Below are 22239 nucleotides of genomic sequence, written 5' to 3' on the forward strand. Positions count from 1 at the left end.
CGTTTTGGACGCGCGTGCGCGACGACGACGCATCCGTCACAACAGTAGGCGTATGCGCCTGCGCAAACTACGGATGCGAGGTATCAGGCTGCGAAGCTGTGCAGTCAATCGCAGTTACGCGGCTGTCGGCGCGTCGATCCGGTCGATGCATCGCACGGATTTGGATGTGCGCCTTGATCGCCGCACGGCGGCGCAATGCGGCGATCGATCCGGCGCCAGCGAGCGCTGTGGTGTTTGCGTGGTGGCGCGGGAAAAGTCACCTGCACTGGTCGAGGTGATCGGCGTGGCGCTGCCGCAGCCACGAACATCGCCATCGCGGCAAGGTCCTCGCAGTGCAACGTTTGCGCAAAAGAAATGGCCGCAGCTGCGCGCTGCGGCCACCATCCCGTGCAAGCGAGGCCGGTTACTTGCCGGCGCGGCGCGCGTACTTGCTCAGGATGCGCATCTGCGGCTTGTCGCTGCCGTCCTTGCCCGGCTGCACGGTGAACGGGTAATCCGGCTTCCACCACGCGCCGGCAGCCCACCAGGTCCAGCCCAGCCACACGTCGCTGTTCTGTTCCATATAGGTCAGCATGCCTTCCAGTGCCTTGTCGCAGACGGGGTTATTGGCCGTGCCGAATTCGCCCAGGAAACCTTTCTGCTTGTTCTCGCGCAGCCACGCGGTGAAGCCGCGCAGCTTTTCTTCGCCCACCGAGTCGCTGGTGCACACCGGCTTGGTGCCGCTGTAGTCCTTGTCCAGGTACTGATGCGCTTCGAAGGCCAGGTTGTTGCCGGGGTCCTTGAGGATTTCCAGCGCCTTGGCGTTGGAGACGCCGTAGCTGGTGCTGCGCCAGCTGTGCGCGCCGGTGTACGCGGTGCCCGGCACCAGGATCAGATTCTTGGCGCCGGTCTTGCGGATCGCGTTGATCGCGCCCTGCGCGGCGTTGGCCCAGTCCGGGGCTGAAATGCCGTTGGGCTCGTTCATCAGCCCGAAGATCACCGCCTTGTCGTCCTTGAACTCCAGCGCCAGCCGGCGCCACAGATCGGCCAGTGCGGCAGCGGGAACCTCGTTGGTGCCGATGCGCTGGCCGCCGTACTTGGCGTAGTTGTGCAGGTCCAGAATCAAGTACTGCTTGTTGGCCTTGGCGGCTTCGAGCGATTTTTTGATCAGTCCGAGCTGCGCCGCATCCAGGTTGCCGTTGAGCTCGGGCTGCAGGCGCTCCCACAAAAAGGGCAGGCGCATCGTATTCATGCCCTTGCCGGCGAAGTAGCTGAAGTCCGACGCGGACGGATAGGTGTAGTCCTTGAACAAGGTGCCGGGCTTCTTGCGCGAGTTGAACTCGGCACCGGACAGATTGACCCCGACATATTTCAGGCCGGTGGACTCTTTTCCGGGACGGCCAGGTTCCTTGGCCTGCGCCAGCGGCAGGGCCGCCAGCAAGGTCAGTGCAAGCGCGGCATTGCGCAAGGATGGGAGTAGCGGGGGAGCGCGGAACATGGAAGCCTCCTTCGGCATCGACGTGGGTGGCCGCGGGGGGAGGGCACGGCCAGCAGGAGATGGTGCAGGGCGATCGGCTGCCCGATGAGCCTAGAAGCTTGCACGTTAGCGTGCCATTCACGCGTGCTCCCTGGATTTGATCGCGCAAAAACCCGGCGCAGCGCATGATGCGCCTGCGGTAGCGTTCGCAAGAGGACACACAAGACGCACTGTCGCATGAGCGCGACGGGACGCTGTCTTAAGCTACCGCCACTGTTTTCCTGTCGCCCGCATCTGTTGTGGGTGACGCAACGTCCCGGAGTATTCCATGAGCCAAGCCCACGCCTTTGCCGCCCAAGCCGCCGACCAGCCGCTTGCCCCGTTCGTGTTCGAACGGCGCGCGCCCGGCCCGCATGATGTGCAGATCGACATTGCCTACTGCGGCGTCTGTCACTCGGACCTGCACACTGCACGCAATGAATGGCACAACACCCTGTACCCGTCCGTTCCCGGTCACGAGATCGTTGGCCGCGTGACTGCGGTGGGTAATGCCGTGACCGACTTCAAGGTTGGTGACCTGGCCGGCGTCGGCTGCATGGTCGACAGCTGCCGCAGCTGCGCCTCCTGCCAGGAGGGCGAAGAGCAATATTGCGAAGCCGGCTTTACCGGCACCTATAACGGCCCGATGTTCGGCGGCGGCGAGAACACCTACGGCGGTTACTCCGACCATATCGTGGTCGACCAGAAGTACGTGCTGCGCATCTCCCATTCGGACAACCTGGCTGCGGTGGCACCGCTGCTGTGCGCCGGCATCACCACCTATTCGCCGCTGGCGCACTGGAAGGTGGGCCCCGGGCAGAAGGTGGGCGTGGTCGGCCTGGGCGGCCTGGGCCACATGGCGGTGAAGATCGCCAAGGCGATGGGCGCCACCGTGGTGCTGTTCACCACTTCCGAGGGCAAGCGCGCCGACGCGCTGCGCCTGGGCGCCAGCGAGGTCGTGATCTCCAAGGACGAGGCGCAGATGGCCGCGCAGTACAACACCCTGGATTTCATCCTCAACACCGTGGCCGCGCCGCACAACCTGGACCCGTTCCTCAACGCGCTCAAGCGTGATGGCGCGATGGTGCTGGTGGGCGTGCCCGAGCAGTCGCATCCGTCACCGAGCGTGTTCAACCTGGTGATGAAGCGCCGCACCCTGGCCGGCTCGCTGATCGGCGGCATTCGCCAGACCCAGGAAATGCTGGATTTCTGCGCCAAGCACAACATCGTCTCGGACATCGAAACGATCCGCGCCGACGAAATCAACGAGGCCTACGAGCGCATGCTCAAGGGCGACGTGAAGTACCGCTTCGTGATCGACATGGCCTCGCTGGATAAGGCGGCCTGATTCGCGATTGCGGCAGGGGGTGATGCCACCATCTGCACTGCAATACAACGCAGATGGTGGCATTGCGCCAGTGGGGTAGCGCAGCCACGCAGCGCACTGCTCCGGCATCTCGAAGCCCCTGGATTTTCCATCTGCTACGACTGCATGGCCATGCGCAGACGGCATTCTTGCGGTGCCCTTGCACTGCCGCAGCGAACTCGATGCCAGTCTGTTCCCTCTGCAATGGAGAGGGGCACGCCATCAGTCGCAACTTGTTCGCTCCCGGACACGCTGAGGCCTGCGCAGAAGCCTCGGTGTCGACAGTCGAGATCAGCAGACAGGCTACGAGCAACTGAGAGCGGGCCCCGAATCTCAGGCCGCTGCCGGCTCCTTGACCTGCGCTTTCACTCCGAGCATCTGCACGATGCTTCCTGCCGCGTCGCGGCCTTCGGCCACGGCAGTGACCACCAGGTCGGCACCGCGCACGCAGTCGCCGCCGGCGAACAGGCGCGGGTTGCTGGTCTGGTAGGGCAGGCGGCCATGGCCATCGGATGGGGCGACGATGCGGCCGTTGCTGCCGGCCTCCACGCCTTGCGATGCCAGCCAGTCGGGCAGGGTGGGCGAGAAGCCGAAGGCGATGATCACTACGTCCGCTTCCAGCAGCGATTCGCTGCCTTCCACCGGTACCGCATTGCGGCGGCCGCTGGCGTCGGGTTCGCCCAGCTTGGTTTCCACCACAGTCACGCCGATGGCTTCGTCGTCGGCGCCGGATTCGATCGAGAGCGGCTGGCGGTTGAACAGGAAGCGCACGCCTTCTTCGCGCGCGTTGGCCACCTCGCGCGCCGAGCCCGGCATGCTGGCTTCGTCGCGGCGGTACGCGCAGGTGACCTTGGCCGCGCCCAGGCGAATGGCGCTGCGCACGCAGTCCATGCCGGTGTCGCCGCCGCCCAGCACCACCACGCGCTTGCCGTTGAGGTCGGGCAGGGCGAGCTGGTCTTCCCAACCGGCGATCGGCCTGCCATGCGGGTCGTTGCCGCTGACGATGCGGCTGTTCTGCACCAAAAACGGCAGCGCCGGCAGCACGTTCTTCAAGTCCTGCCCGGGCAGGCCGCCGTCTGTGTAGCGGTACGCACCGGTACCCAGGAATACCGCGTCGTATTCGCCCAGCAGCTGTTCGATGCTGACGTCCTTGCCGATCTCCACGCCCAGGCGGAACTGCACGCCCATGCCTTCCAGGATGTCGCGACGCTTGCCGATCACCGACTTGTCCAGCTTGAAGCTGGGGATGCCGAACTGCAGCAGGCCGCCGATCTGCTCATAGCGGTCGTAGACCACTGCCTCGATGCCGGCACGCACCAGCCGGTCGGCACACGCCAGCCCGGCCGGGCCGGCGCCGACCACCGCCACGCGGTGGCCGCTGGGCTGCACGTTGCCCAGGTCCGGGCGCCAGCCCATCTTGAAGGCGGTATCGACGATGTACTTTTCCACCGCGCCGATGGTGACCGCGCCGAATTCCTCCAGCGTGCAGCTGCCTTCGCACAGGCGGTCCTGCGGGCACACGCGTCCGCACACTTCCGGCAGCGGGTTGGTGGAATGGCATAGCGCGGCGGCTTCTTCGATGCGGTTTTCCTGCACCAGCTGCAGCCACTGCGGGATGGCGTTGTGCACCGGGCATTTCCAGCTGCAATACGGGTTGCCGCAGTCCAGGCAGCGGCCGGACTGGTACTGCGCGTCGGCCTTGTCGAACTTGCCGTACAACTCGCCCCAGTCGCCGGAGGTACGCAGCTCCACCGGGATGCGCGTAGGCATGGTCCGGGGCAGGTCGAGGAATTGGAAGGCTTGCTTGCGGCTCATAAGAAAATCCGTGGCTGATTCCCTTCTCCCGCGTGCGGGAGAAGGTGCCCCGAAGGGGCGGATGAGGGTTGGCGGGCACACGCCCTTACCCCCAACCCCTCTCCCGCCAGCGGGAGAGGGGAGCACTGCGACGACTCTGACGATGTGCTGCCAGCATTGCGACTGCGGTCCTTCTCCCGCCTGCGGGAGAAGGTGCCCCGAAGGGGCGGATGAGGGGTGGCGAGCCTGTGCCCTCACCCCCGACCCCTCTCCCGCAGGCGGGAGACGGGAGCACAACTCAGGCGGCGCGCCGCAGCGACTCAGTGAGCGACTCGATGCTGGCGGCCTTGGGTTTGACCAGCCAGAACTTGCCGATGTAGTCGCGGAACTCGTCCAAAATCTGTTGCGCCCAGATGCTGCCGGTGAGCTCGCGGTGGCGACTGATCAGGGTATGCAGGTGCTGGCGATGGTTCTCGAAGCCTTCGGCGGAGACGCGGTGGATGTCGATCAGCTCGTGGTTGTAGCGGTCCACGAAGTCGCGTTCGATATCCAGCACATAGGCCAGGCCGCCGGTGAAGCCGGCGCCGAAGTTCAGGCCCACCTTGCCCAGCACCAGCACCACGCCGTCGGTCATGTATTCGCAGCAGTGGTCGCCTGCTCCTTCCACCACCGCCAGTGCGCCGGAGTTGCGCACCGCAAAGCGCTCGCCCGCCCGCCCGGCTGCGAACAGCTCGCCGCCGGTGGCGCCGTACAGGCAGGTGTTGCCCACGATCGGCGTGCTGCGCGCCTCGAAGCGCGCCCCGCGCGGCGGGCGCACCACCAGCCGGCCGCCGGCCATGCCCTTGCCGACGTAGTCGTTGGCTTCGCCTTCCAGCTCCAGCTGCAGGCCACCGGCATTGAACGCGCCGAAGCTCTGCCCGGCAGTGCCGCGGAAGCGCAGGTTCAACGGCGCATCGCTCATGCCGTGGTTGCCGTGCACGCGCGCGATGGCGCCGGACAGGCGCGCGCCGATTGAACGGTCGGTGTTGTGGATCAGGAAGCGATGGTCGCCGCCGCTCTTGTTGGCGATCGCATCGGCCAGCAGGCCGTCCATCTGCGTGGCCAGGCTGTCCGGCGATTCGTACAGGCGCTGGGCGGCGCAGTGGCTGCCGTCGTAGCGCGCATGGGTGAGCAGGCGCGACAGATCGACCTTGACCCCGGCGCGTGGCGAGACCTCCAGCTGTTCGAGCAGGTCGGTGCGGCCGACGATGTCGTCCAGCGAACGCACGCCCAGGTACGACAGCCACTGCCGCACTTCTTCGGCCAGCAGGCGGAAGAAGTGCTCCACTCGCTCCGGCAGTCCGGTGAAGTAGCCGGCACGCAGGCGCTCGTCCTGGGTGGCCACGCCGGTGGCGCAGTTGTTGAGGTGGCAGATGCGCAGGTACTTGCAGCCCAGCACGATCATCGGCGCGGTGCCGAAGCCGAAGCTGTCGGCGCCCAGCAACGCGGCCTTGACCACGTCCAGGCCGGTCTTCAGGCCGCCGTCGGTCTGCAGGATGGTGCGCTCGCGCAGGTGGTTGGCCACCAGCGCCTGGTGTGACTCGGCCACGCCCAGTTCCCACGGCACGCCGGCATAGCGGATCGAGCTGACCGGGCTGGCACCGGTGCCGCCGTCATGGCCGGACACGGTGATCAGATCCGCGCCGGCCTTGACCACACCGGCGGCGATGGTGCCGACGCCGGCATGCGCCACCAGTTTCACCGACACCAGCGCGGTGGGGTTGACCTGCTTGAGGTCGTAGATCAGCTGGGCCAGATCTTCGATGGAATAGATATCGTGGTGCGGCGGCGGCGAGATCAGGCCGATGCCGGGCTTGGCATAGCGCAGCCGCGCGATCAGCTCGTTGACCTTGTGGCCGGGCAACTGGCCGCCTTCGCCGGGCTTGGCGCCCTGGGCGACCTTGATCTGCAGCACCTCGGCGTTGACCAGGTACTCCGGGGTCACGCCGAAGCGGCCGGAGGCCACTTGCTTGATCTTGGAGCGCTTCTCGGTGCCGTAGCGGGCCGGGTCTTCGCCACCTTCGCCGGAATTGCTGCGCCCGCCCAGCCGGTTCATCGCAATGGCCAGTGCTTCGTGCGCTTCGGGCGACAGCGCGCCCAGGCTGATCGCGGCGCTGTCGAAGCGGCGCAGCACATCGGCCGCGGGGGCGACCTCGTCCAGCGGGGTGGGGGTGTCGGCACGCTTGAGCTGGACCAGGTCACGCAGCGTCGAGGCCGGGCGCGCATGCACTGCGTCCACGTACTTTTGCCAGTCGCCGGCGTCGCCGGTACGCGTGGCGCGCTGCAGCGTCATGACCACGTCCGGGTTGTACATGTGGTACTCGCCGCCGTGCACGTACTTGAGCAGGCCGCCCACTTCCGGCTTGAGCTGGTCGTTCCAGGCGCGCGCAGTGAGCTCGCGCGCCTCGGTGTCCAGCCGCGGCAGGCCCACGCCGCCGATGCGGGCGGGGGTTTCGGCAAAGCACAGCTCCACCACGTCCGGGTCCAGCCCGACGATCTCGAACAACTGCGCGCCGCGATAACTGGCGATGGTGCAGATGCCCATCTTGGAGATGATCTTGGACAGGCCCTTGTAGATGCCCTTGCGGTAGCGGCGCCCGATCTGCGACTGCTCGCCGCCCTTGCTCAACTGCAGGATGCCGCGCCGGCCCAGGTCGAACAGGGTCTGGTAGGCCAGGTACGGGTACACCGCGGTGGCGCCGAAGCCGAGCAGGCAGGCCATGTGGTGCGCATCGCGTGCGGTGCCGGTTTCGATGATCAGGTTGACGTCGCAGCGCAGGCCCACCTTGCACAGGTGGTGATGCACCGCGCCGGTGGCCAGCAGCGCATGCGCCATCGGCCGGTCCGGGACCGGGTAACGGTCCGACAGCAGCAGCATCACCGCACCATCGCGCGCGGCCGCTTCCACTTCCTGGCAGATGCGCTCCAGGCCGGCGTTGAGGCCTTCTTCCACGCTGTAGGACAGGTCGATCAGGCGGTTGCGCTCGACGTACTGCTCCATCTTCAGCAGCTGGCGCAGCTTGCGCTGGCTGAGCACCGGCGAGTTGAGGATGACGTGGTTCACCGTCTCCGCACCGGCATGGAAGATGTTGGTCTCCTTGCCGAGCTGGGTGGTGAGCGACATGGCGATGCCTTCGCGCAGCGGGTCGATCGGCGGGTTGGTGACCTGCGCGAAGGCCTGGCGGAAGTAGTCGTACAACGGCCGGGTCTGGCGGCTGAGTACCGCCATCGGGGTGTCGTCGCCCATCGAGCCGGTGGCTTCCTGCTCGGTTTCGGCCAGCGGGCGCAGCACCTGTTCCACTTCCTCGGTGCTGAGCTGGAACAGCTTGTGGTAGCTGCGCAAGGTCTGCTCGCTGAAGGGTTCTTCCACCAGCGAGGGGTCGATCAATTCGGTCTGCAGGTAGGTCACGCCCTGCTGCAGCCATTGCTTGTACGGCGCGCGCGCGCGGTTGATGCGGTCGATGGCGTCCGAGTCGAGCAGGTCGCCGCGCTTGAGATCGATCGCCATCATCTCGCCCGGGCCCAGCTTGCCCTTGCGGGTGATGCGCTCGGCGGGCAGTTCCCACACGCCAGCTTCGGAGGCCACCAGGAAGTGGCGGTCGGAGGTCAGCATCCAGCGGGCAGGGCGCAGGCCGTTGCGGTCCAGCATGCAGGCCGCATAGCGGCTGTCGCAGGCCACGATGCCGGCCGGGCCGTCCCACGGCTCGGTATTGAGGCCATAGAACTCGTAGAACGCAGCCAGATCGGCGTCCTTGAACTCCAATGACTGGGTCGCCGGCGGCACCAGGATGCGCAGCGCCTGCAGCAGGTCCATGCCACCGGCGATCAGCAGCTCCAGCATGTTGTCCAGGCTCTGCGAATCGGAGCCGTGCATGGAGATCACCGGGTCGAATTCGGCGATATCGAAACGCGGGGTCTGCCACACCTTGCTGCGCGCCTGCGCCCAGCGCCGGTTGCCTTCGATGGTGTTGATTTCGCCGTTGTGCGCGAGCAGGCGGAATGGATGCGCCAGCGGCCAGCGCGGCAGCGTGTTGGTGGAAAAGCGTTGGTGAAACACAATCGCGCTGGAGGACAGGTCGCTGCGCTGCAGGTCCGGGTAGAACGTGCTCAGCTTGTCCGGCAGCACCATGCCCTTGTAGCTGATGCCATTGGGCGAGAGGGTGGTGACGTAGAAATTTTCGACCGCATGCAGCGCCTGCTCGGCGCGGCGGCGCGCCAGGAACAGCGCCAGGGTGAAGCCGTCTTCGGTCTGCTCGGCGCCGGCATCGACAAACACCTGTTCGATGCGCGGCAAGGTGTCGCGCGCTAGCTGGCCGCACACGCTGTCGTCGGTGGGCACCACGCGCCAGCCACGGAACTGCACGCCGGCGCTGTGCAACTGCGTTTCCAGTTCGGCGCGACAGCGTGCGGCCTCGGCCTCGTCCAGCGGCAGGAACACCACACCGGCCGCATAGCGCGTGCCCAGGGTGATGCCGGCATCGCGTGCCAGCCCGCGCAAGAACGCATCGGGTTTGCGGATCAGCAAGCCGCAGCCGTCCCCGGTGAGCCCGTCGGCCGCCACACCGCCGCGGTGCGTCATGCGCGAGAGCGCCGCAATCGCGGTGTCCACCAGCGAGCGGGAAGGTTGGTCGTCCAGCTGGGCGACCATGCCAAAACCACAGGCGTCGCGCTCATCGCGCACGCTGTTGTAGAGACCGTAGTCGTGGAGCCCTTGGCGAGTGCGGGGGGCCATGTGTGCCTCGTTGCGATCTAGGAGAGCGGCGACGACGTTGCAGCGCTCGATCCGTGGAGCGTTTCGAAGAGGTCACCGGATGATCGACTAGACCACAGTTGATGCGGTGCCGCAATACACCGTTACAGCTGCAACGAGGCCGGCTGAAAGCCCTTGTGCCAGCTGGCCTGGCGCCTGTCCGGCGACAGGCGCCAGGGCGTGCTCAGCCGCAGCGCACCGAAGCGATGGTGTTCTTGGCGTCCACTTCCAGATTGAGCCGCTCGCCGTTGAATTCCATGGTGGTCATCTGCCCGGGCTTGAGCACGCGCACCGACTTGGCGCCCGCATCGCTGCGTGCCTGTTCGCTCACCGCATCGGTCAATGCCTGGCCCACCAGCGATTGCACCTGGGTGGCATCGCAACTGCCGATCGGCGGGGCGTCCGGCGCGGCATCCGGCGCAGGCGCAGAGGCTTGTTCGGCCGCATGCTGGGCAGTGGCGGTGACCGCTTCCTGCTCATCGGGTTGCGGCTTGTTGCAGGCGGTCAATGCAGTCAGCACGACCAGGGTGCAGGCCAGGCGGGCAATAGGCAGGACAGCGCGCATCGATGACTCCAGCAAAGGGGGATGCCCCAAGCATAAGCACAAAGTCGCGCGACGGGCATCGCATGCCCACACGCCGTTGTCGTTGCGTTGACGCGGCCTAGTCCCGCCCGGCCCAACAATCGGCGCCAGTCCCTCGACGTGTGCGCAATGAAAGCCAAACGTGTTCTTCGCAATGCCGCCGCCACGGCCAGCACCGTCGGCAAGCTCGCCAGCGTCGCCACCGGTGCGGCGGTGGCCAGCGCTGCCGTCGCCACCGTGGCCGCCGTCGCGCAGGCCAAGGCCACCGCGCGCGCGGCCGGGCTGATCTATGTCAACGACCAGCAGCCCGGCATCACCCGGCGCAAGGCAGGCAAGAGTTTCAGCTACCGCAGCGCCGACGGCGATCGCATCGCCGATGCGGACACCTTGCAGCGCATCCGCTCGCTGGCCATCCCGCCGGCATACACCGAGGTGTGGATCTGCGCCAAGCCCAACGGGCACCTGCAGGCCACCGGCCGCGATGCGCGGCGGCGCAAGCAATACCGCTATCACGCCGATTGGGCGCAGGTGCGTGGCGAAGGCAAGTTCGAGCGCGTGATCGCTTTTGGCACTGCATTGCCCAAACTGCGGCGGCGCCTGCGACGCGATCTGGCGCTGCCGGGCTTCCCGCGAGAGAAGGTGCTGGCGATCGTGGTGGCCTTGCTGGCCGACACCCTGGTGCGCGTGGGCAATGCCGAATATGCGCGCAGCAACCGCTCCTACGGGCTCACCACGCTGCGCAACCGGCACATGGAGTTTCTCAAGGGCGGGCGTGCGCGGCTCAAGTTCCGCGGCAAGAGCGGGCAGGATCACGAGATCGAGGTGGACGACAAGCACCTGGTCAAATTGATCCGCGAGTGCCAGCAGCTGCCGGGGCAGTCGCTCTTCCAGTACCGCGACGACGATGGCCAGCTGCAGCCGGTGGACTCGGGCGAGGTCAACGACTACCTGCGCGAGGCGATGGGCGAGGACTTCACCGCCAAGGATTTCCGCACCTGGGGCGGCACGCTGGCGGCGCTGCAGCGCCTGGCGCGGCTGCCGTTGCCCGAGCGCAGCAGCGAGCGCGCGCTCAAGCAGGTGCAGAACGATGTCATCCGCGAGGTGGCCGACGCGCTGGGCAATACGCCGTCGGTGTGCCGCAAGGCCTACATCGACCCCTGCGTGTTCGAAGGCTGGCGCGCCGGCGAGCTGCAGGCCATGGCCAATGGCGTGCGTGGCGAGCGGCAATGGGAGGCGGCCACGCTGAAGTTCCTCACCGCCTCACGCGCCAAGCTTAAGACAGCGACAAAGGGCGCTTCCAAGCGCAAGTGAGCGGGAGCGGCCCGGGACCGAAAAGCGGCGATGCTTTTCGATTCCCGATTCCCGATTCCCGATTCCCGATTCCCGATTCCCGATTCCCGATTCCTCAGCCGCAATAGACCGCCGTGATGTTGTTGGTCGGGCCTGTTTCGATGCTCAGGTGATCACCGCCGCTTTCGCTGGCACCCTGCGCCGGGTCGGCCAGGCCGCTGGCGGTGGTGCCGCCGGTAGTGCGTTCGCCGCGGCGCACGCTCACCTGCAGGCTGTCGCTGTCCACGCGCGCGCGCTCGATGGTCTGCGCGGCTGCGGCCAGGCCCACGATGCCGCGAACCTTTTCTATATGGCATTGGCCGGAGATGACGCCATCGATGGGCTGCACCTGCGCGACCTGGTTGGAGGCACAGGCCGAGAGCAGCAGCACGGCGGCGAGCGGGGCGAGGGTGCGAATCATCGGGCGTCTCCAGCGGAAGAATGGCGCAAGCGTGAAGAACCCGTTGTTGGTGTGGCATGAAGATGCTGCGCCACCTTCCTTTCAGATAGGCTGCCCAGGCTCGCCAGCTGTCATCAGTGCATTGAGATAGGTGGGCCAATGATCGCCCACGGCGATTCGCTTGCGACGCTAGCGCTTCCGGTGTAGCGCGCCGCACCATGCTGCGACAGGCGCAGGCTGCGATGCGTCACCAAAGGGGATCGGTAGCATGACCATCAACGCGTTGCTGTGTGCACTGTGCCTGGCCTGCAGCGCGCTGGTGCCGACCGTTGCGCGCGCAGCGCCCTTGCCCCGCCAGACCACCATGACAGTTGCCGGTCTCGAACAGCCGGCGCAGATTCGCGTTGATCGTTGGGGCGTGGCGCATCTGTATGCGAAGACCGACAACGACGCGTTCTTCGTACAGGGCTTCAACGTGGCGCGCGACCGGCTGTTCCAGCTGGATCTGCTGCGTCGCAAGGGCCTGGGTCGGCTGTCCGATGCCTTCGGGCCGGCGTACGTCGAACAGGACCGCGCCGCGCGGCTGTTCCTCTACCGCGGCGACATGGCGCGCGAATGGGACAGCTACGGGCCCGACGCCCGGCGCGATGTCGGCCGCTTCGTGGCCGGCATCAACGCCTATATCGCGTGGCTGGACGGCCACCCGCAGGCGCTGCCCTACGAATTCGGCAAGCTGGGGTACCGCCCGCAACGCTGGGCGCCGGAGGATGTGCTGCGCATCCGCACCACCGGCCTGAGCCGCAACGTCAAGAGCGAAGTTGCGCGCGCCAATGTGGCCTGCAAGGCCTCACTGGCGGTCGATGCGGTGCGCCTGACATTGCAGCCGGCCTGGACCACCGCGTTGCCGGATGGCCTGCACCCCTGCCTGCCGAAAGACGTGCTGAAGGTCTACGAGCTCGCAACGCAAAGCCCGAAGCTGAGCGCCGACACGCCGCTTGCGGCAATTGCCGCAAGGCCTTCGACCATTGGTGAAGAAGCTTCCGCCGAAGGCAGCAACAACTGGGTCATCGCGCCGCAAAAATCCGCCACCGGCCATGCGGTGCTGGCGGACGACCCGCATCGGGCCTACAGCGTGCCCAGCCTGCGCTACTTCGTGCATCTCTCCAGCCCCGGCCTGGACATCATCGGTGCCGGCGAGCCCACCGCGCCCGGCATTGCGATCGGGCATAACCGCACCAGCGCGTTCGGCCTGACCATCTTCAATATCGACCAGGAAGATCTGTACGTCTATCGGTTGCGCCCCGACGACAACGCGGCGTACTGGTACCAGGGCCAGTGGGAGCCGCTGCGTACCGAGCACGAACGGATTGCCGTGCGTGGCGCAGCCCCGGTGACGGTGGCGCTGCAATTCACCCGGCATGGGCCGGTGATCTATACCGATGCCGAAAGACATCTGGCGTACGCGCTGCGGTCGGTATGGAGCCAGCCCGGCGCCGCGCCGTACCTGGGTTCGCTGCGTTATCTGCGCAGCGCCTCGTTTGCGCAATTCAAGGCCGCGCTCGCGCACTGGGGCGCGCCGTCGGTCAATCAGGTCTACGCAGATGTCGAAGGAAACATCGGTTGGGCCACTGCGGGCATGACGCCGCGCCGCGATCACGGCGATGGCTTGCTGCCGGTGCCCGGCGATGGGCGGTATGAGTGGAACGGTTTCTGGAACAACGACGCGCTGCCCTCGTCACAAAATCCCAAAACCGGCTTCATCACCACCTCCAACGAGATGAACCTGCCTAAGGACTACCCTGTTGCGCAGCGCAAACTCGGCTTCGAGTGGGCCAACGACGCACGTCATGCGCGCATCACCCAGGTGCTCTCGCAGCTGCCCAAGGTGACCTTGGAGGATTCGGAAAAATTGCAGAACGACCAGGTCTCGTTGCCGGCGCAGCGCCTGGTCGCGCTGCTGAAGCCGCTGCAGTCGCAGGACCCTGCAACAAGCGCCGCACTCGCGTTGCTGCATCCATGGAATGGCGAGGTCGGCGCAGCGTCTGCTGCCGCAGCGCTGGAAGAGGTCTGGTTCAGCCGCTACCTCGGCGATGCCTACAAGGCGCTGCGACTACGCCCGTCAGAGGCCGCCAGCTTCGGCGCGCCCGATGCCGCGGCCATGCTGGATGCGCTGGAGCATCCCGGCGCCGCGTTCGGTGCCACGCCTGCAGCGCGCCGCGACCAGCTGCTGCTGGAGTCGTTGCGCAGCGCGTACCAGGCATTGGTCGCACTGCAGGGCCCCGATCCCAGCCAATGGCAATGGGGAACATTGCACACCAACAAGGTTTCGCATGCGATGAGCGCGGTGGCCGGCGCCGACCGTACGCTGCTCGATGTCGGCCCGTTCGCCAAGGGCGGCAGCCCGTATACGCCCAATCAATCCAGCTACGACCCGGCCGATTTCCGCCAGACCATCGGCCCTTCTGCACGCCTGATCATCGACCTGGGCAACTGGGACAACTCAAGAGCCATGAACTACCCCGGCCAGTCCGGCGACCCGGCCAGCCCGCATTACCGCGACCTTGCACCGCTGTGGCTGCAGGGCCGCTACTTTCCGCTGCTGTACACGCGCGCTGCGGTGGATGCGGCAACCGAACAGGTCTTCGATCTGGTGCCGGCGCAGGCGCGTTGACGGTATCGATCGGCGGATGTTGCGCAACACGCGTGGTGGAAACCGGACTGCGCTGTGAAGCAACGCTGCCGCGCTGCAGTGTCATGGCATGCAGCGCGGCCTCTTGCGCACGGTGCACAGCAAGCGCGCAAGGTGCGCGCGTGCTGTGCATTTGCGATCACGCCCGCGCCGTCGCTTCGCGCACGAAGTCTGCATAGCTGCGCAGCGGGCGCCCCAACATGGCCTGCAATGTTTCAACCGTGCCCTCGGCCGCGTGCATGCCAAAGCGCTGGATGCCGGCCATCATCAGGCGCATGTCATAGGCCAGCCAGGACGGACCGTAGCTAGCCAATTGCGCTTCGAAGGCCGCTACGTCATCGCCGGCGTAGGCGATCTCACGGCCGAGCGCTGCGCTCCACACCCTGGCAGCATCCGCGCCGGTCAGCGCCTGCGGGCCAACCAGGTCGAGCGTCACACGCGGCAGCGGGCCGTCTGCGCGGTCGCGGCGCAGCAGTTCGATCACGGCGATCTCGGCAATGTCGCGTGCATCGATCATGGCGATGCCCTTCGCACCGATCGGCATCGGGTAAACGCCGTAGTCGGTGATCGTCTGCTGCACCATGCCTTCGTTTTGCATGAAGTACGCCGGACGCAGGATGGTTGCGGGGATGTCCAGACTTTCGATCATGCGTTCGACGCTGTGCTTGCCGGTGAAGTGCGGCACGTTGGTGTAGGTATCGGCATGGATCACTGACAGATAGACGATGCGTTCGATGCCGGCTTCCTTGGCCAGGTTCAAGGCGATCAGTGCCTGCGTCACTTCGTCGGGGGTGACCGCATTCAACAGGAACAGGGTGCGCGCCGATGCCAGTGCCGCGCGCATCGACGCGACGTCGGTGAGGTCTGCCACCACTTCGGTGACACCTGCCGGGAAGGGGCGCTTGCCCCGTTGGCGAACCAGCGCTGTGACCTGTGCGCCGGCATCGGCCAGGCCTTGGGTGACGAGGGAACCGACAGTGCCGGTGGCACCGGTGACGAGAATGCTCATGGTGAATCTCCTGGTGTGATGTGAGGAATGACGGGGTCAGCGCGACTGGCCGGCGGGAGGAGTGGTGCGCGTTGCGGTGTGGCCGGTGCGTCGCGGTAGGGAAACCATATGCCGTTGCACCGACAGTACGAAGACGCCAAGATGTAGACGGCCCGTCTCAAATGTGGAACACCATGGATCTCAATGCCCTGATCGATTTCGCGCTGGTCGCTGCCAACCAGGGCCTGGGCAAGGCCAGTCGCGCCAGTGGCCGCTCCAAGGCGACGTTGTCGCGACGCATCGCCGAGCTGGAAGAGCACCTGGGCGTGCGGCTGGTGGAGCGCAGCCCACGCGGCCTCAAGCTCACCGAAGCGGGGCAACTGCTGATGGACCGTACCGAAGTGCCGCTGAGCGAGGTGGCCGAGGCCATGGCCGCCGCGCGCGAGGGCCTTTCTGTGCCGCGCGGGCGTCTGCGCGTGGCAGCACCGGCGCTGTTCTCGCAGCTGGCGATGGGCCGTATCGGCGCAGAGTTCTGCGCGGCCTATCCGGAGATCGTGCTTGAGGTAGTGGCGGAAGATCGAACCGTCGATCTGGTGGAAGAACAGTACGATGTGGCCATCCGGATCAACCCAAGCCCGGACAGCAGCCTGGTTGGTCGCTGCTTTGCCAAGGATCGCCTGGTGGTCGTGGCCGCGCCCGGCATCGCCATGCCTACCAGCAGCACGATCACACCCGTTGCCGCTGTCGTGATGTCGAGCTTCCAGCCGACTACATGGGCCCTCGATGACGGGCGCCTGGTCCTGGAGCCCATTCCAAGGCTGCGGTTTTCCTCATTCCTGATGATCCGCGACGCGGCAATTGCAGCTGGTGGTGTGGCGTTGATTCCGCAGTCGATTGCATGGAACCAACTTGCGCGTGGCGAACTGGTGCAATGGGGCACGATCTCCGGCGTGGAACCGGCGCTGTGGGTGTTGCACACCTCCAGGCGTCTTGCTGCACCCAAGGTTCGCGCCTTCGTGGATTTCATGTGCGACAGATATCCAGACGTATCGCTTGTGTTGAAGGGGTAGCGATGGCGCCATCGCTCGCAGGAACGCGCACCTTTGCAGTGGCGGCGCTGGACGAAAATTGCTGAAGCATTGCCGCCACTGAACTTCAGACAGCGCCGCCGAAGCGCTCCATCAACAGATCGGTCAAGACACGGATCTTGCGCGCAGGGTGAGCGGCTGGCGCTCGAACGACATACAGGCCGGCCTCCGGAGGTGGATATCTGGTCATGACACGGACAAGTGCACCGGAGGCAAGGTGATCGGCGATGAGAAAGTCCGGCAGTGCCGCAATGCCGAGGCCGGCAAGCGCAGCGGAGGCAATCGCGGTGCCGTTGTCGGCCTTGAAGCGACCGCGCGGATGCAGCGTCACCATCTTGTCGCCGTCCATCAACCGCCAGCTTTCCGTACCCTGCAACAGTGCCTCATGCGTCAGCAGTGCCGCAGGTGTGTCGGGTTCCCCGTGTCTGCGCAGGTAGTCGGGTGTGGCCACCAGGCTGCCACGCATTGGCGCAACGCGACGTGCAACCAGGTTTGAATCGGCGAGATATCCGAGCCGGATTGCGCAGTCGAAGCCTTCGGCGACGATGTCGATAAAGCGATCGCTGTAGCAGGCATGCACCTGCAGCGCTGGATGCCGACTGGCCAGTTCGGCGAGCACGGGGGCCAAATGCGTGGGGCCGAACGTCAGCGGCGCCGCAATCCGCAGGCGGCCACGCAGATCGCCGGCAGGCAGGATGGTCTCGCGTGCGGCATCCATCTCGGCGCACATGCGCGCGGCGTGCTCCCGAAATGTCGCGCCTGCCTCGGTGACGGCAGCGCCGCGGGTGGTGCGTGCGAGCAGCTGTATCCCCAGTTCTCGCTCGAGCCGGATCAGACGACGGCTGACAATGGATTTGGCAAGGCCCAGGCGCCTGGCCGCTGGCGACACTCCGCCTGCGTCGGCTACCTCGACGAACGTTCGCAGGTCCTCGAATTCCATGTCGCGTCCCGGTTTATGCGACACGGCATGTCGTTGACGCGGCTAGCTTAGCGGCAATGGGGACGCCACAGTTTGCTCAGGGGCGAACGCACGGCCAGCGTTTCACCGAGCGGAACGCTCTGATCTCACTTCGTCCGGCACACGCCGGCCAATCACCAAGCGCAGCCCGTCTTTTCTGGAGCAACATCTCATGCCTACATCCTCCTTATCCAAGCAAGCCACATCCGGGCGTGTCATTCACGGTCTGTCCTGGACCTTGCGCCTCTTCGCCGCCGTGGCGTTCTTCGCTGCCGGTGCTGCCAAGCTGGCAGGTGTTCCGATGATGGTCGAAGTGTTCGACCACATCGGTCTGGGCCAGTGGTTTCGCATCGTCACCGGTGCGATCGAAATCATCGGCGCCATCGCGTTGCTGTTGCCGACGACATTCGCTTTCAGCGCTGTAGTGCTTGCGGCCATGATGTTCGTCGCGACCGGCGTGCACCTGTTCGTCATCGGCGGTAGCCCGGTGCCGGCCATCTTCCTGATGGTGGTGACCGCGACGATCGCCTGGTTGAATCGCGCACGCGTCACGGCCGCGCTGCGCACAGCGCGCTCGGCTTGATCAGGAGCGCGCCATGAAGACGCTTTCGCTGCCGATCTCTTCCCCGCTGGTTTCTCTTGCGTCGCCGCCGCTCCGTGCGATCACCCACCGGACGCGCGGCAATGGCGCCGGTGGGCCCATCACGCGACTCATGAGCCCCTCCGACCTTGGGCAAGCCCTGAAACCGTTCGTCTTCCTCGATATCTTCGATGCGCAAGGGCCCATCATCCATACGATGTCCGACATGCCGCTGCACCCGCATTCGGGGATCGCTACCGTCACGGTGTTTACCGAAGGCCGCATGCATTACCACGACCCCGCACGTGGTCGCGGCACCATCGGCTATGGCGGCGTGGAATGGATGCGCGCCGGCCGTGGCGTGTGGCATGGCAAAGAGATGGCCCTACCAGCCGATGCTTCCTGCATCCAGGGCTTCCAACTATGGCTAGCACTGCCGGCAGCATTGGAACTGGCGGAGCCGCAGAGCCACTACATCGAAGCGCAGCACATGGCCAAGGTTGGGCCAGCGCATGTGGTGATCGGTCACTACGAGGGCGCACAAAGTCCGGTCGATGCTCCCGACGGCATCAATTACTTATTGGTGACACTGAAGCCCGGCGAGCGCTGGACCTATAAACCGCCCGCCGGTCACCTGGTGGGGTGGTTGGCCGTTGCCAGCGGCACGCTCGATGCCGGCACACCGCTGCAGCGCGGCGACCTGGTGGTGTTTGCCGACGATGGCGCACCCATCGTGCTTGAAGCACGTGGCACGGCTAGTGCCGTCTTCGTGCTTGGCTCGGCGATTCCACATCCGCACGCCTTGCACCTTGGCTATTACTCGGTGCACACCAACGCACGGGCACTGGCCATCGGTGAAGAGCGCATCCGGACGCTCGGACAGAAAATGAAGGATGCAGGCGACAGAACCACGGCTTCCGGAACGATCCCGGTCTTCAAGTAAATGCGGGCATTTCCGCTCATCCGCTGCGAAGCGCCGGTATCTCTCGCCGGCGAGTCACACGGCCACATGGGCATGCACATCGATGCAGTTGACGAGCAACCGGTACCCGATGCTGTCGCCGAAGTTGGGCCAGGCGCTTTGCGTTGATGCTGGTACCACCGCTTGAGAGACGCGGTGGCCTGCTGTTCAACAACATGGCCGAGGCATTCTCCGCTCGGCCGTTGCGTTCGGCCTGATCCGGCAGCCGCAGCCGCACCTCCGGACCCTGCCATCCGACCTATTGACGACATCTGTAGTCATGGCTAAGGTAGCGACAACTGTAGTCAGGGAGAGCGGCATGCGCGGCAAGACCATCGGGGACCAGGAGCTGGCCCTGCTGCAACACATCGAAGAACAGCGGCATGCCAGCGTGGGCGAAGTGGCGGCCGCCTTCGGCGAGCCGCGCGGGCTTGCCCGCTCCACGGTGCTGACCATGATGGAGCGCCTGCGCACCAAGGGCTTTCTGCGCCGCAAGCAGGTAGACGGCATGTACCGCTACAGCGCCACCGCCGGCCAGGACGATGTGGTGCGCGGTGCGGTGGGTCAGTTTGTGGAAAAGACCCTGCAGGGCTCGGTGTCGCCGTTCGTGGCGTGGATGTCGCAGCGCGCCGACGTCAGCGACACCGAACTGGCCGAACTCGAAGCGTTGGTCGCCAAGCTGCAATCGCAGCGCAAGGAGGATTGAGTCATGTCGCCCCAGATCGAAGCGGTGTTATGGAAGCTTGGCGCCACCAGCGTGCAGACCGCGGTGCTGGTAGTGGTGGTGTGGGCATTGTGCCGCAGCCTGCGACGCCTGCCGGCTGCGACCCAGGCCTGGCTGTGGTGGCTGGTGGGCGTGCAGGCGGTGGTGGGCCTGGTGTGGAGCAGCCCGGTGCAGTTGCCGGTGCTGCCGGCGCACACCGTGGCCACTGCAGTGGGCACCGCCGAGGCGGTGGCGCCGGCGGCAACCGCCGCCGCTGCGGCATCGACGGCGGCCACCGCCAGTGCCACCGCGCAGGCCATGCACCTCAGCACCTGGTCGCCCTGGGCGGCAGGGGTGTTTGCGCTGTGGCTGGCCGGCGTGCTGGTGGTTTCGGCCGGCACGGTGCGCGCCTATCGGCGTAGCCGCGCATTGGTGCGTGCGGCAACGCCTTGCACCAATACCGCGCTGGTGCAGGCCTTGCACATGGCCGCCGAGGCGCATGGCTTGTCGCGCCCGCCCGCGTTGCGCTTGTCCTCGCAGATCGATTCGCCGCAGTTGATCGGCCCGTGGCAGCCGGTGTTGCTGCTTCCGGCCAAGCGCCTGGCGCAGATGCCCGACAACGACCTGGACATGGCGCTGACCCACGAGCTGATTCACCTGCGCCGCCGCGACCTGTGGTGGGGCTTGCTGCCGTCGCTGGCCCAGCACCTGTTCTTCTTCCATCCGCTGGTGCACCTGGCCGCGCGCGAGTACGCCATCGCCCGCGAAGCGGCCTGCGATGCCGCGGTGGTTGCCGGGCACCGGCATTGCCGCCATGACTACGGACGGTTGCTGCTGCAGTTTGGCGTGGCGCCGCGCCCGCTCGGTGGCGTGGCAAGTGCGTCGCCTTCGTTCCTGAGCTTGAAGCGCAGGCTGCTGCTGCTGCAGGACACCAGCGCCTTTCCGCGGCTGGCCGCCGCTACCATCCTGGCCACGGTGGCCGTCTGCGGGGTGATGCCGCTGCGTCTGGTCGCCATGCCGGTGCCGGCGCCGTCCCCCGGCATGCGGCCGGTTGTGGTGACGGCCCCGGCAGCACCACGCGCTGCACGCGCACAGGTCAGCAGCGCTGCAGGCACCGCGGATGCTGCAGCGCCGATGAGCGCGTTGCCTGCACCCGCGTTTCCGGCGGCGCCTGCGCACGCCGCCGCCCCTGCCGCGCACGGTGTCATCGCCGATGTGCTGGGCGCCGAGCCGCTCCACGACGAGGATGCAGATCCAACGCATGGCGACTGGAATCTGGACCTGGAGCGCATCCGCCGCGATGCCACGCGCGACGCGCAGGCCGCGCTGCAAGATGCACTCGCTGCCAATGACCACGACCAGGAACTGCAACAGGACCAGATACAGGCCGCGCAGGACGCATTACAGGACGCACGCGAACAATTGGCGGCGTTGGGCCCGGAACTGGCGCAGGCCAAACAGGACGCGCAACAGCAGGCGCGCGAAGCCGAGCAGCAGATCCGCGACATGGCCCAGCAGCATCGCCAGGCGCAATACGCGTACGCCGCCGCGGTGCGACAGGCGGCTGAGGTGTCCCGGCAGCAGGCCGAGATGGGCAAACAGGCCGCACGTCAGGCCCGCGCCGAGGCTGCGCGCGGGCAACGGGAAGCCGCGCAAGCGCAACGCGAGCTGGCGCAAGCGCAGGCAGACGCCGAGCAGGCGCAGGCAGAGGCAGAGCAGGCGCAGAACAACCAGGAGTCATGAACGAGACCACTGCGCTTACCGTCGGGTGGGCGCAGTCGGTACCCGGCGTCGGCAGGCGCCACGTACACGGTGCGGTGCTGGGCGTAGCCTGCGTTGTGCGCACCGTCGGCAGCCATTGACGGCCGCTCGCATCGCCGTGCCGGCCGCAACCACTGCAGCGGTTGCACCCGCGGCGCCCGCACGCCCGCGCGCAAGCGTGCAGAGATCCTGCGGCACCCCGTCCGCCAGCATCCCGGCCGAGGGCGACGCCTACGTGCTGGTGCACGGCGAGCGCCAGGTGATGCATGGAACACCTGGCGACTTGCAGGCGGCGCGTCGCTACGCAGGCAACGACGCGCGCGTGCTGTGGTTTCGTGCCGATGGGAAGCAATACCTGGTCCGCGATCCAACCCTGCTGCATCAGCTGGGCGTGGCGCATCTGCGCAGCCGGCAATTGGCCGACGCTCAAGCCAGAGTGGCCGCACGCCAGCAGGCCTTGAGCGAGCGGCAAGCCGCACTCGCCGCGCAGCTGTCTGCCAACGCGGAACCGCGCCTGCTGCAGGCTTCGGCGGGTACCGCATCGGCCGCCGCATCCACCTCGGCGCAGCAGCAGGTGGCAACGCCCGATGCACTGCAGGCGCTGGCGCAGCAGCACCATGCCCTGGCACAACAGCAGGCCGTGCTGGCGCGCCAGCAGGCCGGCGCATCCAGGCTGGCAACGCGGCAAGCCTTGAAGGTGTTGCGTGAGGCCTTGCGAAGCGGCCGCGCGACGCGCATTGCCGGTTAGCCGCACC

16 protein-coding genes are annotated in these 22239 nt (G+C 66.5%); 9 read left to right on the forward strand and 7 right to left on the reverse strand.

The window, feature by feature from the left end; genetic code table 11:
* Positions 1–403: 403 nt before the first annotated feature.
* A complete protein-coding gene (locus ABQZ09_RS15065; protein ID WP_047697039.1) occupies positions 404–1477 on the reverse strand; it encodes a glycoside hydrolase family 5 protein in 1074 nt (357 codons plus the stop codon).
* 307 nt (positions 1478–1784) lie between these two features.
* Between ABQZ09_RS15065 and ABQZ09_RS15070 the strand changes: the two genes are divergently transcribed.
* A complete protein-coding gene (locus ABQZ09_RS15070) occupies positions 1785–2843 on the forward strand; it encodes an NAD(P)-dependent alcohol dehydrogenase (RefSeq protein WP_349777274.1) in 1059 nt (352 codons plus the stop codon).
* 351 nt (positions 2844–3194) lie between these two features.
* Here ABQZ09_RS15070 and ABQZ09_RS15075 read toward each other — a convergent pair whose 3' ends face one another.
* The 3 genes from ABQZ09_RS15075 to ABQZ09_RS15085 form a co-directional block, all read right to left on the reverse strand.
* Positions 3195–4676 (reverse strand): glutamate synthase small subunit GltD family protein, encoded by a 1482-nt coding sequence (locus ABQZ09_RS15075; protein ID WP_349777275.1) that lies wholly within the window; start codon positions 4674–4676, stop codon positions 3195–3197.
* 277 nt (positions 4677–4953) lie between these two features.
* The gene (gene gltB, locus ABQZ09_RS15080; protein ID WP_349777276.1) at positions 4954–9426 is read right to left on the reverse strand and encodes a glutamate synthase large subunit; all 4473 of its coding nucleotides are present in this window, start codon (positions 9424–9426) and stop codon (positions 4954–4956) included.
* Positions 9427–9628: 202 nt separating this feature from the next.
* Complete coding sequence (locus ABQZ09_RS15085; RefSeq protein WP_039414956.1) at positions 9629–10009, reverse strand: I78 family peptidase inhibitor; 381 nt, start codon at positions 10007–10009, stop codon at positions 9629–9631.
* Between the two features lie 57 nt (positions 10010–10066).
* Here ABQZ09_RS15085 and ABQZ09_RS15090 point away from each other — a divergent pair, with 57 nt between their 5' ends.
* Complete coding sequence (locus tag ABQZ09_RS15090) at positions 10067–11338, forward strand: DNA topoisomerase IB (RefSeq protein WP_349777314.1); 1272 nt, start codon at positions 10067–10069, stop codon at positions 11336–11338.
* A gap of 94 nt (positions 11339–11432) precedes the next feature.
* On the opposite strand, the gene ABQZ09_RS15095 is transcribed toward ABQZ09_RS15090, so the two are convergent.
* Complete coding sequence (locus ABQZ09_RS15095; RefSeq protein WP_047697028.1) at positions 11433–11777, reverse strand: hypothetical protein; 345 nt, start codon at positions 11775–11777, stop codon at positions 11433–11435.
* Positions 11778–12024: 247 nt separating this feature from the next.
* On the opposite strand from ABQZ09_RS15095, the gene ABQZ09_RS15100 reads away from it, so the two are divergent.
* Positions 12025–14427 (forward strand): penicillin acylase family protein, encoded by a 2403-nt coding sequence (locus ABQZ09_RS15100; RefSeq protein WP_349777277.1) that lies wholly within the window; start codon positions 12025–12027, stop codon positions 14425–14427.
* Positions 14428–14584: 157 nt separating this feature from the next.
* On the opposite strand, the gene ABQZ09_RS15105 is transcribed toward ABQZ09_RS15100, so the two are convergent.
* On the reverse strand, positions 14585–15454 hold the full coding sequence (locus tag ABQZ09_RS15105; RefSeq protein ID WP_349777278.1) for an NmrA/HSCARG family protein: 870 nt from the start codon (positions 15452–15454) through the stop codon (positions 14585–14587).
* 173 nt (positions 15455–15627) lie between these two features.
* Here ABQZ09_RS15105 and ABQZ09_RS15110 point away from each other — a divergent pair, with 173 nt between their 5' ends.
* On the forward strand, positions 15628–16503 hold the full coding sequence (locus tag ABQZ09_RS15110) for a LysR family transcriptional regulator (RefSeq protein ID WP_039564152.1): 876 nt from the start codon (positions 15628–15630) through the stop codon (positions 16501–16503).
* A gap of 85 nt (positions 16504–16588) precedes the next feature.
* On the opposite strand, the gene ABQZ09_RS15115 is transcribed toward ABQZ09_RS15110, so the two are convergent.
* Positions 16589–17485: a LysR family transcriptional regulator gene (locus ABQZ09_RS15115; RefSeq protein WP_349777279.1), complete on the reverse strand. Its 897-nt coding sequence runs from the start codon at positions 17483–17485 to the stop codon at positions 16589–16591.
* A 166-nt stretch (positions 17486–17651) separates the two neighbouring features.
* Between ABQZ09_RS15115 and ABQZ09_RS15120 the strand changes: the two genes are divergently transcribed.
* The 5 genes from ABQZ09_RS15120 (at position 17652) to ABQZ09_RS15140 (ending at position 22232) form a co-directional block, all read left to right on the forward strand.
* Entirely contained in the window at positions 17652–18062 is a 411-nt protein-coding gene (locus ABQZ09_RS15120; protein WP_349777280.1) for a DoxX family protein, read from the forward strand.
* A 13-nt stretch (positions 18063–18075) separates the two neighbouring features.
* Positions 18076–19002 carry a pirin family protein gene (locus ABQZ09_RS15125; RefSeq protein WP_349777281.1) on the forward strand — a complete coding sequence of 309 codons (927 nt, stop codon included), beginning with the start codon at positions 18076–18078 and terminating at the stop codon, positions 19000–19002.
* Positions 19003–19339: 337 nt separating this feature from the next.
* Positions 19340–19726 (forward strand): BlaI/MecI/CopY family transcriptional regulator, encoded by a 387-nt coding sequence (locus ABQZ09_RS15130; RefSeq protein ID WP_184553800.1) that lies wholly within the window; start codon positions 19340–19342, stop codon positions 19724–19726.
* A gap of 3 nt (positions 19727–19729) precedes the next feature.
* Positions 19730–21466: a M56 family metallopeptidase gene (locus ABQZ09_RS15135; protein ID WP_349777282.1), complete on the forward strand. Its 1737-nt coding sequence runs from the start codon at positions 19730–19732 to the stop codon at positions 21464–21466.
* Between the two features lie 196 nt (positions 21467–21662).
* Entirely contained in the window at positions 21663–22232 is a 570-nt protein-coding gene (locus tag ABQZ09_RS15140) for a hypothetical protein (protein ID WP_349777283.1), read from the forward strand.
* Positions 22233–22239: the final 7 nt, after the last annotated feature.

The organism is Xanthomonas sp. WHRI 6106 (genome assembly GCF_040202405.1).
Classification (GTDB): Bacteria; Pseudomonadota; Gammaproteobacteria; order Xanthomonadales; family Xanthomonadaceae; genus Xanthomonas; species Xanthomonas cannabis.

What these genes read in the sequence shown, in the direction of transcription:
- ABQZ09_RS15065 (WP_047697039.1), bottom strand. Translation starts at nt 1,477, where the DNA reads ATGTTCCGCGCTCCCCCGCTACTCCCATCCTTGCGCAATGCCGCGCTT.
- ABQZ09_RS15070 (WP_349777274.1), top strand. Translation starts at nt 1,785, where the DNA reads ATGAGCCAAGCCCACGCCTTTGCCGCCCAAGCCGCCGACCAGCCGCTT.
- ABQZ09_RS15075 (WP_349777275.1), bottom strand. Translation starts at nt 4,676, where the DNA reads ATGAGCCGCAAGCAAGCCTTCCAATTCCTCGACCTGCCCCGGACCATG.
- gltB (WP_349777276.1), bottom strand. Translation starts at nt 9,426, where the DNA reads ATGGCCCCCCGCACTCGCCAAGGGCTCCACGACTACGGTCTCTACAAC.
- ABQZ09_RS15085 (WP_039414956.1), bottom strand. Translation starts at nt 10,009, where the DNA reads ATGCGCGCTGTCCTGCCTATTGCCCGCCTGGCCTGCACCCTGGTCGTG.
- ABQZ09_RS15095 (WP_047697028.1), bottom strand. Translation starts at nt 11,777, where the DNA reads ATGATTCGCACCCTCGCCCCGCTCGCCGCCGTGCTGCTGCTCTCGGCC.
- ABQZ09_RS15100 (WP_349777277.1), top strand. Translation starts at nt 12,025, where the DNA reads ATGACCATCAACGCGTTGCTGTGTGCACTGTGCCTGGCCTGCAGCGCG.
- ABQZ09_RS15105 (WP_349777278.1), bottom strand. Translation starts at nt 15,454, where the DNA reads ATGAGCATTCTCGTCACCGGTGCCACCGGCACTGTCGGTTCCCTCGTC.
- ABQZ09_RS15110 (WP_039564152.1), top strand. Translation starts at nt 15,628, where the DNA reads ATGGATCTCAATGCCCTGATCGATTTCGCGCTGGTCGCTGCCAACCAG.
- ABQZ09_RS15120 (WP_349777280.1), top strand. Translation starts at nt 17,652, where the DNA reads ATGCCTACATCCTCCTTATCCAAGCAAGCCACATCCGGGCGTGTCATT.
- ABQZ09_RS15125 (WP_349777281.1), top strand. Translation starts at nt 18,076, where the DNA reads ATGAAGACGCTTTCGCTGCCGATCTCTTCCCCGCTGGTTTCTCTTGCG.
- ABQZ09_RS15130 (WP_184553800.1), top strand. Translation starts at nt 19,340, where the DNA reads ATGCGCGGCAAGACCATCGGGGACCAGGAGCTGGCCCTGCTGCAACAC.
- ABQZ09_RS15135 (WP_349777282.1), top strand. Translation starts at nt 19,730, where the DNA reads ATGTCGCCCCAGATCGAAGCGGTGTTATGGAAGCTTGGCGCCACCAGC.